The sequence below is a fragment of the Geodermatophilus sp. URMC 64 genome (assembly GCF_053502555.1).
The window spans coordinates 1,498,590-1,514,076 of sequence record NZ_CP199955.1; the positions used below are offsets into that span (position 1 = coordinate 1,498,590).

At 73.3% G+C, this 15,487-nt stretch carries 15 protein-coding genes; 7 read left to right on the top strand and 8 right to left on the bottom strand.

The genetic code is table 11. The features are described from left to right. The first annotated feature begins 167 nt into the window (after window positions 1–167). The 4 genes from ACWIYF_RS07445 to ACWIYF_RS07460 all read left to right on the top strand — a co-directional run bounded on the left by ACWIYF_RS07445 (window position 168) and on the right by ACWIYF_RS07460 (window position 5,522). On the top strand, window positions 168–734 hold the full coding sequence (locus tag ACWIYF_RS07445; protein WP_448627476.1) for a LysM peptidoglycan-binding domain-containing protein: 567 nt from the start codon (window positions 168–170) through the stop codon (window positions 732–734). A 129-nt stretch (window positions 735–863) separates the two neighbouring features. Next, complete coding sequence (locus ACWIYF_RS07450; protein WP_448627477.1) at window positions 864–1,655, top strand: hypothetical protein; 792 nt, start codon at window positions 864–866, stop codon at window positions 1,653–1,655. Between the two features lie 381 nt (window positions 1,656–2,036). Continuing rightward, window positions 2,037–2,573 carry a transcriptional regulator NrdR gene (gene nrdR, locus ACWIYF_RS07455; RefSeq protein WP_448627478.1) on the top strand — a complete coding sequence of 179 codons (537 nt, stop codon included), beginning with the start codon at window positions 2,037–2,039 and terminating at the stop codon, window positions 2,571–2,573. 93 nt (window positions 2,574–2,666) lie between these two features. After that, entirely contained in the window at window positions 2,667–5,522 is a 2,856-nt protein-coding gene (locus tag ACWIYF_RS07460) for a vitamin B12-dependent ribonucleotide reductase (RefSeq protein ID WP_448627479.1), read from the top strand. Between the two features lie 97 nt (window positions 5,523–5,619). On the opposite strand, the gene ACWIYF_RS07465 is transcribed toward ACWIYF_RS07460, so the two are convergent. Next, window positions 5,620–6,606 carry an ornithine cyclodeaminase family protein gene (locus ACWIYF_RS07465; RefSeq protein ID WP_448627480.1) on the bottom strand — a complete coding sequence of 329 codons (987 nt, stop codon included), beginning with the start codon at window positions 6,604–6,606 and terminating at the stop codon, window positions 5,620–5,622. Window positions 6,607–6,716: 110 nt separating this feature from the next. Between ACWIYF_RS07465 and ACWIYF_RS07470 the strand changes: the two genes are divergently transcribed. Then, the gene (locus ACWIYF_RS07470; RefSeq protein WP_448627481.1) at window positions 6,717–7,586 is read left to right on the top strand and encodes a DUF817 domain-containing protein; all 870 of its coding nucleotides are present in this window, start codon (window positions 6,717–6,719) and stop codon (window positions 7,584–7,586) included. 9 nt (window positions 7,587–7,595) lie between these two features. On the opposite strand, the gene ACWIYF_RS07475 is transcribed toward ACWIYF_RS07470, so the two are convergent. Genes ACWIYF_RS07475 through ACWIYF_RS07485 form a run of 3 tightly spaced genes read right to left on the bottom strand, consistent with a single transcriptional unit; the run spans window position 7,596 to window position 10,150 of the window. After that, window positions 7,596–7,985: a hypothetical protein gene (locus ACWIYF_RS07475; RefSeq protein WP_448627482.1), complete on the bottom strand. Its 390-nt coding sequence runs from the start codon at window positions 7,983–7,985 to the stop codon at window positions 7,596–7,598. Window positions 7,986–8,035: 50 nt separating this feature from the next. Next, window positions 8,036–9,013 carry a vWA domain-containing protein gene (locus ACWIYF_RS07480; RefSeq protein WP_448627483.1) on the bottom strand — a complete coding sequence of 326 codons (978 nt, stop codon included), beginning with the start codon at window positions 9,011–9,013 and terminating at the stop codon, window positions 8,036–8,038. A 24-nt stretch (window positions 9,014–9,037) separates the two neighbouring features. Continuing rightward, on the bottom strand, window positions 9,038–10,150 hold the full coding sequence (locus tag ACWIYF_RS07485) for an AAA family ATPase (protein ID WP_448627484.1): 1,113 nt from the start codon (window positions 10,148–10,150) through the stop codon (window positions 9,038–9,040). Between the two features lie 50 nt (window positions 10,151–10,200). On the opposite strand from ACWIYF_RS07485, the gene ACWIYF_RS07490 reads away from it, so the two are divergent. Continuing rightward, complete coding sequence (locus tag ACWIYF_RS07490; RefSeq protein WP_448627485.1) at window positions 10,201–11,046, top strand: mycofactocin-coupled SDR family oxidoreductase; 846 nt, start codon at window positions 10,201–10,203, stop codon at window positions 11,044–11,046. A 262-nt stretch (window positions 11,047–11,308) separates the two neighbouring features. Continuing rightward, complete coding sequence (locus ACWIYF_RS07495; RefSeq protein ID WP_448627486.1) at window positions 11,309–12,043, top strand: SemiSWEET transporter; 735 nt, start codon at window positions 11,309–11,311, stop codon at window positions 12,041–12,043. A 10-nt stretch (window positions 12,044–12,053) separates the two neighbouring features. Here ACWIYF_RS07495 and ACWIYF_RS07500 read toward each other — a convergent pair whose 3' ends face one another. From ACWIYF_RS07500 to ACWIYF_RS07515, 4 genes are read right to left on the bottom strand one after another with little or no spacing between them, the layout of a single operon-like run. After that, the gene (locus ACWIYF_RS07500; protein ID WP_448627487.1) at window positions 12,054–13,466 is read right to left on the bottom strand and encodes an NAD-dependent succinate-semialdehyde dehydrogenase; all 1,413 of its coding nucleotides are present in this window, start codon (window positions 13,464–13,466) and stop codon (window positions 12,054–12,056) included. Next, the gene (locus ACWIYF_RS07505) at window positions 13,459–13,752 is read right to left on the bottom strand and encodes a putative quinol monooxygenase (RefSeq protein WP_448627488.1); all 294 of its coding nucleotides are present in this window, start codon (window positions 13,750–13,752) and stop codon (window positions 13,459–13,461) included. Before ACWIYF_RS07505 ends, ACWIYF_RS07500 begins: the two co-directional genes overlap by 8 nt. Before the next feature lies 1 nt (window position 13,753). Continuing rightward, a complete protein-coding gene (locus ACWIYF_RS07510; protein ID WP_448627489.1) occupies window positions 13,754–14,602 on the bottom strand; it encodes a fumarylacetoacetate hydrolase family protein in 849 nt (282 codons plus the stop codon). Between the two features lie 5 nt (window positions 14,603–14,607). Next, window positions 14,608–15,468 carry a PEP/pyruvate-binding domain-containing protein gene (locus ACWIYF_RS07515; RefSeq protein ID WP_448627490.1) on the bottom strand — a complete coding sequence of 287 codons (861 nt, stop codon included), beginning with the start codon at window positions 15,466–15,468 and terminating at the stop codon, window positions 14,608–14,610. Window positions 15,469–15,487 lie beyond the last annotated feature (19 nt).

The following is a 15,487-nucleotide window of genomic DNA, read 5'->3' on the forward strand; positions in this document are numbered from 1 at the left end:
GGTGGCAGACCGTAGCGCTGTCGAACGGAATTTTCAAACACACGTTCGAAGTCCCGACGCGTCGGGTCGCTTCTGTCGGGCCCCTCCGGTAGACATTCGCACGGACGTTCGATTCGAACAGGCGTTCGACCGTGACGGGATGTCGGGATCGGCGGGAGGAGAGGGTCGTGGCAAGCGTGCAGCAGGCAGTCCTGGACTTCGACGAGGCGGTGCAGGCGCCCTGGCGGCCCTCGCTCCGGTCCGTCACGGGTGATCGCCCGATGGAGGCCGCGCGGCCCGTGCGGGCGGAACGGTCGGTCCGGCCCGGCGAGCGGGTGGGCCGTTCGCCGTCCCCGCTCGCCCCGCCGGCCCGGCCGGCGTCCTCCGCGCCGTCCGGGCGGCCCTCGGTGACCGGGCGCCCGGTCCGGGGCGGCTGCGCCACGCCCTCACGCCCGTCCGCGGCTCCGCTGCGCCTGACCCGGCGTGCCCGCCGGCTGCTGGTCGTCCTCGGGCTGGCGGCGGCGGTCGGCCTCGGCTCCTGGGTCGGTCCGCTGGTCACCGGCGGCGCGGGGGACGACCTGCGTCTCGCGGGCGTGAGCACGGTGGTGGTCGAGCCGGGTGACACGCTGTGGTCGATCGCGGCCGCAGTGGCCGACGAGGGCGACGACGTGCGCGCGGTGGTCTACGAGATCCAGCAGCTCAACCGGCTCGAGGGTGCGGGTGTCGTCCCGGGTCAGGTCCTCCAGCTGCCGTGAGCGCAGGGTGTGGTCCCGGGTTCCGACTCGTCCCGCGAAGACTCCGACAACATCCGGGCGCTGACTTCGTCAACCCTCAGTACCCGTGCCTTCACGCTCCGTACTGGTCTCACCGCTTACCGTCGTCGCGTGTCAGGCGCCATGGAGAGTCGTGCAGCGGTGTTCACCAGTCAGCCGCAGAACGTCGAGGTGTACGCGGCGGGGGAGTGGCTGCCCGGGTCGCTCCTCGGCTGGCGGCACGACGCCGGCGGCGCCTGCCAGGTCTGGGTGCGCCTGACCATGGGTGGCGTCGAGGAGTCCACCTGGACCGACCTCGAGAGCCTGCGGCTGCCCGAGCCGCACCTCGCCGTCGCGCCGGAGCCCGCGGAGGCCCCGGCGGAGGACCCGGCGGCCACGCGGAGCTTGCGCCTCTCCGGAGTCTCCGCCACCGGGCCGGTCCGCCGCGGCCGGCCCGCGGCGCCCGGCGCGCGCCCGGCCCGGGAGGTTCGGGAGCTGCCCGCCGTCCGCGAGGACGCCGCCAGCCGCGCGGTGCACCCGGCCGGCCGGCGGCGCGCCGACTCGCGGGTCGTCGGCGAGACCGCCGAGTTCCCGGCGGTGGGGGTCCGGGCGGGGCGGCACCGGGCCCCGGCGTCGCCGTCCGGATCGGGCCGGCACCGCGCCGCCGACACCGGCGTCTGGCCCGCGGTGACCGACTCGCCGGTCGACGTCCGCACGCCCGCCGCCCGCGCTGCCGGGGCCTGGGGCGCCCGGTCGGACGACACCTGGCCCGGGGTGTCCGGCGCTTCCTGGAGTGAGCCCGGCGCGCCGTCGCTCGAGCCGGACCTGCTCACCCGGCCGATGCGGCTCGGTGGCGTCGGGCGGGGCGAGTCGGTGCCGCAACCGCGCAGCGCGCGCTGGGACGACACGCTCACCGGCGTCTGAGGCCGGCGGTCCGCCGGCCGTCGGATCGAGCCCTTCCCGGCCCCGCCGGACCGGGCGCGGTGTCGCGCAGCATGCCCCTCTACCGCATCACCGGCCAGCCGGCGGGCGCGTCGCGCGGCGTGTCGTGTGACGGCTGCGGCGAGTTGTTGCGGCAGGTCACGGGCGGGTCTCGGTGGAACACAACGCGCGTGCGTCCTCTTGCACATGTAGTGGGGCCCTGCCTAGGGTTCCCCTACATCTAGTAGTTGCAGAGCTGTGAGTCCGTCCACACGGCGCCCTCAGGTTCTCCCCCGGACGTCCACCGGATGTCCCCAGGAGGGTCCACAGGCGCCGCCGGCGGACAGGCTCTGCTAGCGAGGCTCCGGAAGGAGGTGGATCGCCGTGCGGTGCCCGTTCTGCCACAACCCCGACAGCCGGGTCATCGACTCCCGGGAGGCCGACGAGGGGGCGACCACCCGTCGCCGCCGCTCCTGCCCCGCCTGCGGGCGCCGGTTCACCACCGTCGAGGAGGCGGTGCTGGCCGTCGTCAAGCGCAGCGGGGTGAGCGAGCCGTTCAACCGCGCCAAGGTCGTCGCGGGGGTCCGGCGGGCCTGCCAGGGCCGTCCGGTGGACGAGGACCAGCTGGCCCAGCTGGCCCAGCAGGTCGAGGACGCCATCCGGGCCAGCGGCGCGGCAGAGGTGCCGAGCCACGAGGTCGGGTTGGCGATCCTGCGGCCGCTGCGGGAGCTGGACGAGGTGGCCTACCTCCGCTTCGCCAGCGTCTACCGGGCGTTCGACTCCCTCGAGGACTTCGAGAAGGAGATCACCGAGCTGCGGGCCCGGCACCTGCCGGGCGGCACCCCGCCGCTGCCGGGGATGCAGCCCGACGTCCCGCCGTCCCGCCGCCGGGGCGGCGGCCGTCCGTCCACCGGCACCTGAGAACTGTCAGCACCACCCGCTACACACCAGTCAGGGCACCACCGATCGCGGCGCTTCCCCAGCCGCAGCCGCACCAAGGGAGAGCTCCAACTCATGACCGAGACCGACGACCGCCTGACCCCCACCCGAGCACGTCGCGGGGGCAAGGCGCCAGCCCGGGGGAAGGGCCTGAAGGTCAAGCGGGTCTTCACGACCGCGGGCGTGCACCCGTACGACGAGGTGACGTGGGAGCGCCGCGACGTCGTCATGACGAACTGGCGTGACGGCTCGATCAACTTCGAGCAGCGCGGCGTCGAGTTCCCCGCCGAGTGGAGCATCAACGCGACCAACATCGTCACGACCAAGTACTTCCGCGGCGCCGTCGGCAGCCCGCAGCGCGAGAACAGCCTGCGCCAGCTCATCGACCGCGTCGTCCTCACCTACGGGGCGGCCGGCCGCGAGTACGGCTACTTCGCCACCGAGGGCGACGCCGAGATCTTCGAGCACGAGCTGACCTGGATGCTGCTGCACCAGTACTTCAGCTTCAACTCGCCCGTCTGGTTCAACGTCGGCACGAGCGCGCCGCAGCAGGTCAGCGCCTGCTTCATCCTCGCCGTCGACGACACGATGGACTCGATCCTGAACTGGTACCGGGAGGAGGGGCTGATCTTCAAGGGCGGCTCCGGCGCCGGCCTGAACCTCTCCCGCATCCGCTCCTCGAAGGAGCTGCTCTCCTCCGGCGGCACCGCGTCCGGCCCGGTCAGCTTCATGCGCGGCGCCGACGCCTCCGCCGGGACGATCAAGTCCGGTGGCGCCACCCGGCGCGCGGCCAAGATGGTCGTCCTCGACATCGACCACCCCGACATCGAGGAGTTCATCGAGACCAAGGCGCGCGAGGAGGACAAGATCCGCGCGCTGCGCGACGCCGGGTACGACATGGACCTCGGCGGCAAGGACATCACCAGCGTCCAGTACCAGAACGCCAACAACTCCGTCCGGGTCTCCGACGAGTTCATGCGGGCGGTCGAGGACGGCACCGAGTTCGGTCTCCGGGCGCGGCTCGACGGCTCGGTCATCCAGACCACCGACGCCAAGGCGCTGTTCCGCAAGGTCACCCAGGCGGCCTGGGAGTGCGCCGACCCGGGCATCCAGTACGACGACACGATCAACGACTGGCACACCAACCCTGAGACCGGCCGGATCAACGCGTCCAACCCGTGCTCGGAGTACATGAGCCTGGACAACAGCTCGTGCAACCTGGCGTCGTTGAACCTGATGAAGTTCCTCAAGGACGACGGCACGTTCGACTCGAGGAACTTCGTCAAGGCCGTCGAGCTGGTCATCACGGCGATGGACATCTCCATCTGCTTCGCCGACTTCCCGACCGAGCCGATCGGTGAGACGACGCGCGCCTACCGGCAGCTGGGCATCGGCTACGCCAACCTGGGCGCTCTGCTCATGGCGACCGGCCACGCGTACGACTCGCGCGGCGGGCAGACCCTCGCGGCGGCCATCACCTCGCTGATGACCGGTACCGCCTACCGCCGCTCGGCCGAGCTGGCCGGCATCGTCGGCCCGTACGACGGCTTCGCCCGCAACGCCGACGCCCACGCCCGGGTCATGCGCAAGCACGCCGCGGCCAACGACGCGATCCGCCCGGTGGGCGCCGACGACGCCGACGTGCTCAAGGCGGCGACCGCGCAGTGGCAGGAGTGTCTCGAGATCGGCGCCGACAACGGCTGGCGCAACGCCCAGGCCTCGGTCCTGGCCCCCACCGGGACCATCGGCTTCATGATGGACTGCGACACGACCGGTATCGAGCCGGACTTCTCGCTGGTCAAGTTCAAGAAGCTGGTCGGCGGCGGCTCGATGCAGATCGTCAACCAGACGGTGCCGCGCGCGCTCAAGAGCCTGGGCTACCAGGAGGAGCAGATCGAGGCGATCGTCGAGTACATCGCCGAGCACGGCCACGTCGTCAACGCCCCGAGCCTGCGCCCGGAGCACTACGAGGTGTTCGACTGCGCGATGGGCGAGCGGGCCATCTCCCCGATGGGCCACGTGCGGATGATGGCGGCCGTCCAGCCGTTCATCTCCGGCGCCATCAGCAAGACGGTGAACATGCCGGAGTCGGCGACCGTCGAGGACGTCGAGCACATCTACTTCCAGGGCTGGAAGCTCGGCCTCAAGGCGCTGGCGATCTACCGCGACAACTGCAAGGTCGGCCAGCCGCTCTCCGACGCCAAGGCGAAGAAGGCCGAGACCAAGGCCGAGGTCGAGGCGCCGGCCGCGCTGTCGCACCCGGTGCGCAAGCGGCTGCCGAAGAAGCGGACCAGCGTCACCACCTCGTTCAGCGTCGCCGGCGCCGAGGGCTACATGACCGCCGGCATGTACGAGGACGGCAGCCTCGGTGAGGTGTTCCTCAAGCTCGGCAAGCAGGGCTCGACCCTGGCCGGTGTCATGGACGCCTTCTCCATCGCGCTGTCGATCGCGCTGCAGCACGGTGTGCCGCTGGAGACCTACATCCAAAAGTTCACCAACATGCGCTTCGAGCCGGCCGGCATGACCGACGACCCGGACATCCGGATCGCCCAGTCGGTGATGGACTACATCTTCCGTCGCCTGGCGCTGGACCACCTGCCGGTCGAGACCCGCGCGACCCTCGGCATCTTCACGGCCGAGGAGCGGGCCGCCCAGGTGTCCGGCTACGGCACCTCCGCGTCGGCCGGCACGGTCGTCGAGGAGGACGTCGACCTGGAGGCGCTGCGCAGCTCGGCTCCGACCGACGAGCGCAAGCCCGAGACCGCGACCGAGAAGCCGGTCAAGGAGGCGCACTCCTCGGCCGAGCTGCTCGAGCTGGTGACCGGCACCGCCACCGACGCGCCGCTGTGCATGACCTGCGGCACGAAGATGCGCCCCGCCGGCAGCTGCTACGTCTGCGAGGGCTGCGGCTCCACCAGCGGCTGCAGCTGATCACCGCCTGATCCGGCCGGCGCCCCGGTCCCGCCTTCGCGCGGGGCCGGGGCGCCGGCCGTTGTGGCCTCCAGCCCGGCCGCCGAGATCGGCGCGGTCAGAGCGCCAGCTCGCGCCCGGCCCCGGCGGCCCGGGCGGCCGCGAGCACGAGGGCCGCCGCCGTGGCGTCCTGCACCGCGACGCCCACGGACTTGTACAGCGTGATCTGGTCGGGCGAGGTGCGGCCCGGCCTGGTGCCGGCGACGAGCTCGCCGACCTCGACCATCCCGTCCTCGGTGATGAGGCCGCCGCGCAGCGGCTCGGTGAGGTCGGCACTGCCCGCAGCGGCGAGCGAAGCCAAGGCCACCCCGCGCGACTCGACGCACACCAGCGCCTCGGCAACGGTCGCGTCGTCGACCTCTCGGCCGCCGGGGGACCAGCCCACGGAGGTCACGTGCGTGCCCGGGGTCAACCATTCCCGCCGGACGACCGGCTCGGTGGGATGGGTCGTCGCGCAGACGATGTGGGCGCCGTCCGTCGCCTCGCGGTAGGAGCCGACCGCGCGGACCTCGATGTCGAGCTGCTTCTGCAGGTCCGTGGCCGCGGACTCAATCCGGGACGGGTCGCGGCCGGCGACCCGGACCTCACGGATCGGGCGGACCTTCGCCATGGCCCGGGCGTGCGAGCGGGCCTGCACGCCGGTCCCCAGGACCGCCAGGACCGACGCGTCCTCCCGCGCCAGCAGTCGCGCGGACAACGCCGAGCCGGCACCGGTGCGGACGGCGGTGATGACGGTGCCGTCCAGCAGGGCGGCCGGGGCGCCCGTCGCGGCGTCGAAGACGACGATCACCGCCTGGTGGGTGGGCAACGCGGACCCGGCGTTGCGCGGGAAGAGCGAGACCAGCTTGGTCACGAGCGCACCCTGGGAGGGCACGTATCCGGGCATCGCGAGCAGCCGCCCGTCCGCCTCCGGGACGACGGCGCCGGTCCGCTCGGGCACCGACGCGCGGCCGGCGCTGAGGTCCGCCATCGCCGGGGCGAGCGCGTCGATCAGCGCGTCCAGGTCGAGGAGCGCGGCGACCTCATCGCCGGTGAGCACCAGCACCCGGCAGATGCTCCGCGCGGGTCCGGGCCGGGGTCAACGCCCCGGCACGGCCGACACGCGTGCGGCGCGGACGCACGGTCCTGCGCCGGCGCTCACCTAGCCTTCGGCGCGTGCGTCAGCTGCTGCGGTTCGGATGGGTCGAGGCGCAGTGCTGCCTGTTCGCGGCCCTGTTCTTCCTCGGGCTGGCGCTCGTCCGGCTCGTGCCGCTCCCGATCGATCCCGCCGACGCGCTGCTGGTGTGGTGTCTCGGCGTCACCCTGGTGCTCTGGCTCGTCCGCTGGGAGACCGGCCGCGAGGTCGCCGTGATCTTCGGCTTCCACCTCGTCGGGCTCGCCCTGGAGCTGTTCAAGGTCCGGCAGGGCTCGTGGTCCTATCCCGACACCGGCCTCGCGACGGTCGGCGACGTCCCGCTCTACAGCGGCTTCATGTACGCGGCCGTCGGCAGCTACGTCTGCCAGGCGTGGCGCCGCCTCGACCTGCGGATCACCGCCTACCGGGCCCGCAGCACCGCCGCCGTGGCCGGCCTCGTCTACCTGAACTTCTTCACCTCCCACGTGATGTGGGACGCGAGACTCGTGCTGGCCGCCGCCCTGCTGCTCGTGACGAGGCGTACCTGGGTGCACTTCACCGTCGGCGCGCACCGCTACGCCATGCCGCTCGCGCTCTCCTTCGGCCTCATCGGCTTCTTCCTCTGGGCCGCGGAGAACGCCGCCACGTTCCTGCGGGCCTGGCAGTACCCGTCGCAGGAGTCGGTGTGGACGCTCGTCCACCCGGCCAAGCTCGGGTCGTGGTCCCTGCTCGTCGTCGTCAGCATCGTGCTGGTCGCGGCGGTCAAGGCCTACGAGGGGCGGCTGTACGGCAGCGTCCGCGACCGGACCGTCCTCCGGGCCGGCCCGGCACCGCGCCGGCTGCCGCGGCCGGTCGTCGCCACCGGCGCCGTCGAGCCCGTCGGGTCATCCGCGGCCGAGCCGGCCACCTGAGCGTCGAGCTCAGCGGACGGCGAGCCGCTCCCGCCGCGCCTGCACCGCGCGGACCACGCGGAGGACGGCCACCACCGCAGCGGGCACCGCGATCAGCAGCCAGCCGTGGTCGCCGACGAAGTAGGCGATCGCGCAGAGGGCCACCCCGATCGCCACGGCCTGGGCGATGGTCCACAGGCGCCGGCGGCGCTCCACCCCGCTGTGCCCCGAGACGACGCGCCGCGCGAGCAGCAGCGGCAGCACGACGAGGGCGATGCCCAGCGCCCAGCTGATCAGCACGACGGTGCCCTTGACGAACAGCAGCAGCAGCCAGCCGACGATGCCGACGGCGGCGACGACGGCCGCGCCGACGACCAGCGACGACAGCAGCGGGCGGGACGTGCGGACCGGCGTGGTCATGGCGGCACGGTAGTCCCGGCTCCTGGGAAAGGGCTGTGATCGACGCCGGGTCAGTGCGCGAACACGGCGGACAGCGCCCGCCCGACGTCGCGGTGGTCGCGCACCAGCCGGACCCGCCCGCGGCCGAGCCGGGCCAGGTCGCGGCCGAGCTCCACGTCGTCCTCACCCGACGTGTCGAGCAGGACGTCGAGCCGCGGCAGCCGCGCGGCGGTCGTGCGCGGGTCGGGGCCGGCGTTGTGCACGCAGTCGGACAGCAGCAGCACCCGCGCGTCCCGCGGGGACACGTTCGCCAGCTGCCTGCCGGCCACCTCCAGCGCGAACGCCACGTTGGTCAGCCCCCGGGCGGGCACCCGGAGCAGCAGGTCGAGCACCCGCAGCGGCGACACCGGCTCGCCGAGGCGCACCAGGACGGCGGCGTCGGACCAGAACGCCACCACGGCCAGCTGGTCGCGGTGCAGCTCGCCGGCGAGCGCGCCGACGGCCGCCGCCGCCGTCCGGACCCGCTCCCCCTTCATCGATCCGGACACGTCGACGACCAGGACCACCGACCGGCGGGTGCGCTCCCGCTCGCGCACGATGATGTCGTCGTCCTCCGGCACCGGGTTGCCGGCGAGGACGTCGAGGGTCCGGTCGAGGTCGATGTCGTCGGCGACTGCCCGGTAGGGCACGCTCTCCAGCTCGCCGATGCCGCGGCGGGCGTGGGTGTCGCGCCGGGGGCGGGGCATCGCGAGCCGGGCCGCGATCTCCCGCGCGCGCTGCCGGGCCACCCGCTCGTCGACGTCGGTGAGCTCCAGGTCGGCCAGCGCGATCGTCTGCGCCGGCTCGTCGGTCGTCCCCGGCGCGCTGCTCCCGCGCTGCCGGGCCGCGGGCCCGCGCCGCCCGGCGTCGCGGGCGGAGAGCACCAGCCCGCCCTGACCGCCGGTGGCCGGGGCGAACAGCGAGGGTTCCTCGGTGAGCTGCTTGGGCCTGCGCCGCAGCGGCCGCAGGGTGCGCGACCGGCTCGCGCGGGAGTCCCGCCGCCGGCGCACCGGGGAATCGGCCTCGATCGCCCTTCAACCGGGCTGGGCGGCCGCCGGGCTGAGCAGGAAATGGTCCTCCCAGATCTGGCGGAGCACGTCCTCCGGCGTCTCCTCGATCGTCTCGTCGAGGTGGATCCGGCCGGACAGCGCCACGAGCATCGCGTCGAGGACCAGGCCGGTGTACGCCTCGGGCAACCCCCGCGGCGGGTCGATCGAGGCGTCGTCCGGCAGCTCGACGCCGCGCATCGTGGCCAGCTGCGCGGCGATGAGCGCGACGTCGATCGCGCCCCGCACGCTGCTGCCCTGCTGCACGTCCTCGCGCTCCCGGGTGGCCCGGGTGAGGCCGACCGCGTCGGCGACCAGGCGCGGCGAGGAGATCCCCGTGCGCCGGTCGACGATGCCGCGCTCGGCCTCGGCGTCCTGGTAGTCGACCGACAGGCGGCACAGCCGGTCGTGCACGGACGTCGACAGCCGCGTCGTCCCGATGTTGTCGTACGGGTTCATCGAGGCGATGACGCGGAACGTCGGCAGCGCGTCCACGGTGCCCACCCGCGGGACGGCGATCCGCCGCTCCGCCATCGCGGTCAGCAGCGTGTTCAGCGTGTCCTCGGGTGCCCGGTTGAACTCCTCGACGTACAGGAAGCCGCCGGTGCGCATCGCCTCGACCAGCGGGCCCGCGACGAAGTTGTTCTCCGAGTAGTCCTCACGCAGCACCCGCGCCGGGTTGTGGTGCCCGACCAGCCGGGACGGCGTCAGGTCGGCGTTGCCCTCGACGAACAGCAGCGGGATGCCCCACTCGGCGGTGATGGCGCGCAGCAGCGTCGACTTGGAGGTCCCGGGCGGTCCCTCGAGCAGCACGTCGCGGCCGGCCGCGACGGCGGCGAGCAGCAGGTCGAGCTCGCGCCCGCGCCCGACCAGGTGGACGGCGATGCGCTCCCGTGCCTCCCGGACGGCGGCCGCCTCGTCGCGGGTCACCCGGGTGGCGGCGAGGGCCGGGTCGGACAGCGGGGCGTCGGTGCTCAGGACCGCCTCCCGGGGCGCAGCGGGGTGGACGTGACCGGTCGCGGTCTGTCTACCGCCCGCGCCCGCCGTCCGCCACCACAGGGGTGCGGGGCCGCCCTTGACCCGGAGTGTGACGCGCGCCACGGTCGGGGGACGGGCTCGGCGGAGAGCCCGCTGCCGAGGGGAGGCACGAAGTGGGACGAGTGCAGGGAAAGGTCGCTTTCATCACCGGGGCCGCACGCGGTCAGGGGCGTTCGCACGCGGTCCGCCTGGCCCAGGAGGGCGCCGACATCATCGCCGTGGACATCTGCGAGGACGTGCCCGGCGTGCCCTATCCGGGCGCCAGCCAGTCGGACCTGGACCAGACGGTGAAGGAGGTGGAGAGCCTCGACCGCCGGATAGTGGCCCGCAAGGCCGACGTGCGCGACCTCTCGGCGCTGCAGGCCGCCGTCGACGAGGGGATGTCCCAGTTCGGCCACATCGACATCGTCTGCGCGAACGCCGGCATCGGGACCTTCGGGCCCGCGCTGGACCTCAGCGAGGACGACTGGCAGACGATGATCGACATCAACCTGACCGGGGTCTGGAAGACGGTGAAGGCCGCCGCACGACCGATGGTGGACCGTGGCGAGGGCGGGTCGATCATCCTGACCAGCTCCACCGCGGGGCTGGTGGCGTTCCCCAACCTGGCGCACTACACCGCGGCCAAGCACGGCGTCGTCGGGCTCATGCGGACACTGGCCGTGGAGCTCGCGCCGGCGCGGATCCGGGTCAACTCCGTGCACCCCACCACCGTCGACACCCCGATGGTGCAGAACCCGGCCATGTACGAGCTGTTCGGGCTGCCGGGCGCCAGCCGGGAGGAGGCCGCCCAGGGCTTCCGGGCGATCAACGCGCTGCCGATCCCCTGGGTCGAGGCCGTCGACATCAGCAACGCCGTCCTGTTCCTCGCCTCGGACGAGGCGCGCTACGTCACCGGCATCACCCTGCAGGTCGACGCTGGAGGCACCGCGCCCTACCGGATCCCGCCCGAGGCCTGACCGCCGGCGCGCCGTGGTCGCCCGCAGCCGGGTGACCACGGCGTCCCGGACGGGGCGCCCCTGGTGGAGCGGGGCGACGAGCATCACAGAAAGATCACGCCGGAGCGCCTCCTGTCACGCAGGCATCGCGCCGATGACCTCAGTGGTCATCGATCCAGCATCTGCGGCACCGCTCAGCGACGAGGGTTCCGATCGGCGAACGCGAGTTCACCGGCCGGTGGCCATGCCCCTTTCGTCCACCTGAACGGAACACCGCTCCACCATGATCGCCGCCCTCGGTTTCCTCGCGGCCGCCCTCAGCATCACCGTCGTCTGGCCCCAGGTCTGGCTCTCCTGCCGGCACGGCCGCACCCTCGGGCTGTCCCCGACGAGCACCTGGCTCGCCGTCGGCCTCAACCTCTGCTGGCTGACCTTCGGCGTCCTCATCGGCGACCCGGCGCAGATCGTGACCAACGCGGTCGTCGGCGCCGGGAACGCGGCCGTGCTGGCCGCCCTGCTGAACGCCCAGCCGCGGCTGCGCTCGAGCGCGATGCTGCGGGGCACCGCGTCCGGCGCCGCCGGTCTCGCCACGCTGGCCGCGGGCAGCCTGGTCGCGGTGGACGTGCTCGGTGCCGACCCGGCGGCGGTCGCGGGCACGCTCGGCTCGGTGGTCACCCTGGTGGGCGCGGCCGCCGCGCTGCCGCAGCTGCTGGGCATCCTGTTCGACCGCACCCGGGACCTCTCCGGCATGTCGCCGGCGCGGTGGTACCTCGGCGCGGGGTCGTGCACCTCCTGGGTGGGCTACGGCGTGCTGGTCGACCAGCCGGCCATGTGGCTCTCGGCCGGCTTCAGCCTGTGCTGCGCCGTCGTCACCTGCGGCGTCCTCCGCGCCCGGCGGACGGCGCCGGCCGGCCCGCTCGTCGCGCTCCGGCCGGCCGTGGCCGTGCGGACCGGACGGCTGCCGCGCGCGTTCGCCTGCCCCGCCGACGCCCGGGCGGTGCTCGCCGCCGCGGTGTGACGGCCGGGACTCACTCGGTGGCCGGGCCCGCCGGCACACCGCCGCCGACGACGTAGGTCCGCGCGTTGGTGAACTCGAGCGCGCCGGCCTCGCCGAGCTCGCGGCCGTAGCCCGAGCGCTTGGTGCCGCCGAAGGGCAGCCGCGGGTCCGACGCGACGACGGCGTTGACGAACAGCGCGCCGGAGGTGATCCGCCGCCCCACGGCGAGCGCCCGCTGCTCGTCGGCGCTCCACACGCTGGCGCCGAGCCCGTACCGGGTCGTGTTCGCCACCCGGACCGCCTCGTCGTCGTCGGCCACCACCACGACGGCGGCGACCGGGCCGAACGTCTCCTCGCCCATCACCGGCATGTCCGGGGTCACGCCGGTGATCACCGTCGGCGCGAAGAACGCCCCCGGGCCGTCCAGCGCAGAGCCCCCGGTCAGCACGGTGGCACCGGCGGCGACGGACTCGCGCACCTGGCGCTCGAGCCCCTCGCGCAGGTCGGCCCGCGCCATCGGCCCGACCGCGGTCGTCTCGTCGCGCGGGTCGCCGACCCGCAGCTCTGCGACCGCCGCGGCGAAACGCCGGGTGAACTCCTCGGCCACGCCCGCCTGCACCACGAACCGCTTCGCGGCCAGGCAGCTCTGCCCGGAGTTGATGAACCGGCTCTTCACCGCGCCCGCGACGGCCAGCTCGAGATCGGCGTCGTCCAGGACGACGAAGGGATCGGACCCGCCGAGCTCGAGCAGGCTCTTCTTGACGGCCCGGCCGGCCGCCTCCGCGACCGCCGCCCCGGCCCGCTCGCTGCCGGTGAGGCTGACCGCCGTGATCCGGTCGTCCTCGATGAGCGCCCGGCTGACCTCCGGCACGTCGGCCTCGGCGACGACGACGCTGCGGAACACGTCGTCGGGCAGCCCGGCGTCCCGGAACACCTGCTCGATCGCCAGCGCGCACCCGGTGACGTTGGGGGAGTGCTTGAGGATCGCGGTGTTGCCGGCGAGGAGGGTCGGCGCGGCGAAACGCAGCACCTGCCAGAAGGGGAAGTTCCACGGCATCACCGCGAGGACGACGCCGAGCGGCTCGTGCGCCACCCAGCTGCGCTGGTTCCCGCCGGTGTCCACCGGCCGCGGGGCGAGGAAGCCCGGTCCGTGCTCGGCGTAGTAGTCGCACGCGGTCGCGGACTTCTCCACCTCGGCGCGGGCCTCGACGATCGGCTTGCCCATCTCGGCGGTCATCAGCCCGGCGAGCTCGTCGGCCTGCTTGCGCAGTCGTGCGCCGATCGCGCGGACGAGGTCGGCGCGCTCCTCGACCGGCCGCGCCGCCCAGGCGGGCCCTGCCGCGTGCACGGCGGTGAGCACCGCGCGGACCCCGTCGACGTCCGAGGCCGGGTAGGTGGCCAGTGGCTCCCCGGTCGACGGGTCGACCGTGGTGACCTCAGACATCGATCGTTTCGTAGGTCTTGACGCTGCGCTCGGCCAGGTACTCGATGATGTAGCCGAACACGTTCTCCTGGAAGTGCGGCGTGTTCTTGTGGTCCTCGTAGGCCTGCGCGTCGGTGTACTGCTCGTACAGGAAGAACGTCTCCGGGTCCTCCGGGTTGACCTGCGCCTGGTAGAAGACGTTGCCCGGCTCCGCGCGCGACAGCGGCGTCATCTTCCTGATCACCTCGGTGACCCGCTCGGCCTCCCCGGGCTTGGCCTTCCAGGTGGCCGCGACGACGAACGCCATGTCAGTTGTCCTTCCGGTTGGGTGTGCCGACGGTGTTGCGGAGGACGCCGATCGGGCCGGCTTCCATCTCGATGACGTCCCCGGGCTGGATCCAGCGGTCGAGCTCCAGGCCCGAGCCGCCGGTGGCGGTCCCCGAGCCGAGGACCTCGCCCGGCAGCAGGGTCTGGTCCTGCGCCGCGTAGGCGATCAGGTCGCCGAACGAGTGGTACATCGCCGAGACGCGGTCCCCGCCCCAGCGCTCCCCGTTGACCCGGACCTCGAGCTCCAACGTGGCGAGGTCGATCTCGTCCGGGGTGACGATGCAGGGGCCGAGGACGTTGGAGCCGTCCCACTCCTTGGCCTTGGCCGGGCCCATGCCCACCGGCAGCTCGCGGCGCTGGACGTCGCGGGCGGACATGTCGTTCCAGATCGTGAACCCGAAGACGCAGTCGAGCGCGTCCGCGGGCGCCACGTCGCGGCACGGCCGGCCGATCACCGCGGCGAGCTCCAGCTCGTGGTCGAGCTGCCGGCTGTAGGAGGGCCAGGGCAGCTCGGTGTCCGGCCCGATGACCGTCGTCCCCATGCTCCGGTAGTAGACCGGCACGTCGTACCACTCGGCCGGGACCTCCCGGCCGAGGTTCTTGTACGCGTTCTTCAGGTGCCCCTCGAAGGCGAGGAAGTCACGGAACGAGCGGGGCACCAGCGGCGCGAGCAGTCGTGCCCCCGGCACCGGCCGCTCGTCGCCGAGCGGCGCACCCGCCTCGATGAAGGCGACCATGTCGCCGTCGAAGCCGACGTCGAGCACCGTCGCGCCGTCCAGCCGGCCGACCCGGGAGGGGACGTCGGCCGACGCGTAGGTGACGAACCGCACGGGTGCTAGATCGTGGTGATCGGGCGGGACTGCAGCAGGTACAGGTCGCCGGCCGCGTCGAAGGCCCACTCGATGTCCTGCGGGCAGCCGTGCAGGCCGGCCAGCTTCTGGCCCATCCGCGCCAGCGCCGCGCACTCCTCGTCGGTCAGCACCCGCTCGGCGTCGACGACCTTGGACTTCTTCACGACCCCCTCGCGGTTGAGCGTGTAGTTGTCCGGGGTGGTCTCGCCGGAGACGACGGCCTCGCCGAGCCCGCGGGCGGCCTCCACGACCATGCGGTCCTTGCGGCCGTGCACCGGGTCGACGGTGAACAGGACCCCGGACTTCTGGCTGTCGACCATCTGCTGGACGACGACGGCCATCGCCACGTCCTCCAGCGACCCCTTCTCCTGCCGGTAGAACACGGCGCGGTCGGTGAAGAAGGACAGCCAGCACTCCACGACGTTGTGCAGCACCGCCTCGAGACCCTCGGTGTTGAGGAACGTCTCCTGCTGGCCGGCGTAGCTCGCTCCCTCCGAGTCCTCGGCGCAGGCCGAGGACCGGACGGCGACCGGGCCGGAGAGCGCGGCGAAGGCCGCGGCGATGAGCTCGCGCGGCGGCTGCGCGGCGGCGACCAGCGCACGGGCGGCCTCGACGTCCTTGCGGCGCATCGCCTCGCGCAGGGCGTCGGAGTCCACCGCGGCGGCGAAGGCCGCCGACGTGATGACGAAGCCCGGCGGGACCGGAAGCCCCTCGGCGGTCATGCTGGCCAGGCTCGCGCCCTTGCCGCCGGTCAGCTCGACCACCTGGCAGCGGGGGTCGGTGAACGGCAGGACGAGCGGCTCGTCGTGGGTCGCCTCGGACGCGGTGGGCAGGATCGCGGTCATCGGTGGCCTCTCAGAGCGC

What these genes read in the sequence shown, in the direction of transcription:
- ACWIYF_RS07460 (WP_448627479.1), top strand. Translation starts at nt 2,667, where the DNA reads ATGACCGAGACCGACGACCGCCTGACCCCCACCCGAGCACGTCGCGGG.
- ACWIYF_RS07500 (WP_448627487.1), bottom strand. Translation starts at nt 13,466, where the DNA reads ATGTCTGAGGTCACCACGGTCGACCCGTCGACCGGGGAGCCACTGGCC.
- ACWIYF_RS07505 (WP_448627488.1), bottom strand. Translation starts at nt 13,752, where the DNA reads ATGGCGTTCGTCGTCGCGGCCACCTGGAAGGCCAAGCCCGGGGAGGCC.
- ACWIYF_RS07475 (WP_448627482.1), bottom strand. Translation starts at nt 7,985, where the DNA reads ATGACCACGCCGGTCCGCACGTCCCGCCCGCTGCTGTCGTCGCTGGTC.
- ACWIYF_RS07495 (WP_448627486.1), top strand. Translation starts at nt 11,309, where the DNA reads ATGATCGCCGCCCTCGGTTTCCTCGCGGCCGCCCTCAGCATCACCGTC.
- ACWIYF_RS07515 (WP_448627490.1), bottom strand. Translation starts at nt 15,468, where the DNA reads ATGACCGCGATCCTGCCCACCGCGTCCGAGGCGACCCACGACGAGCCG.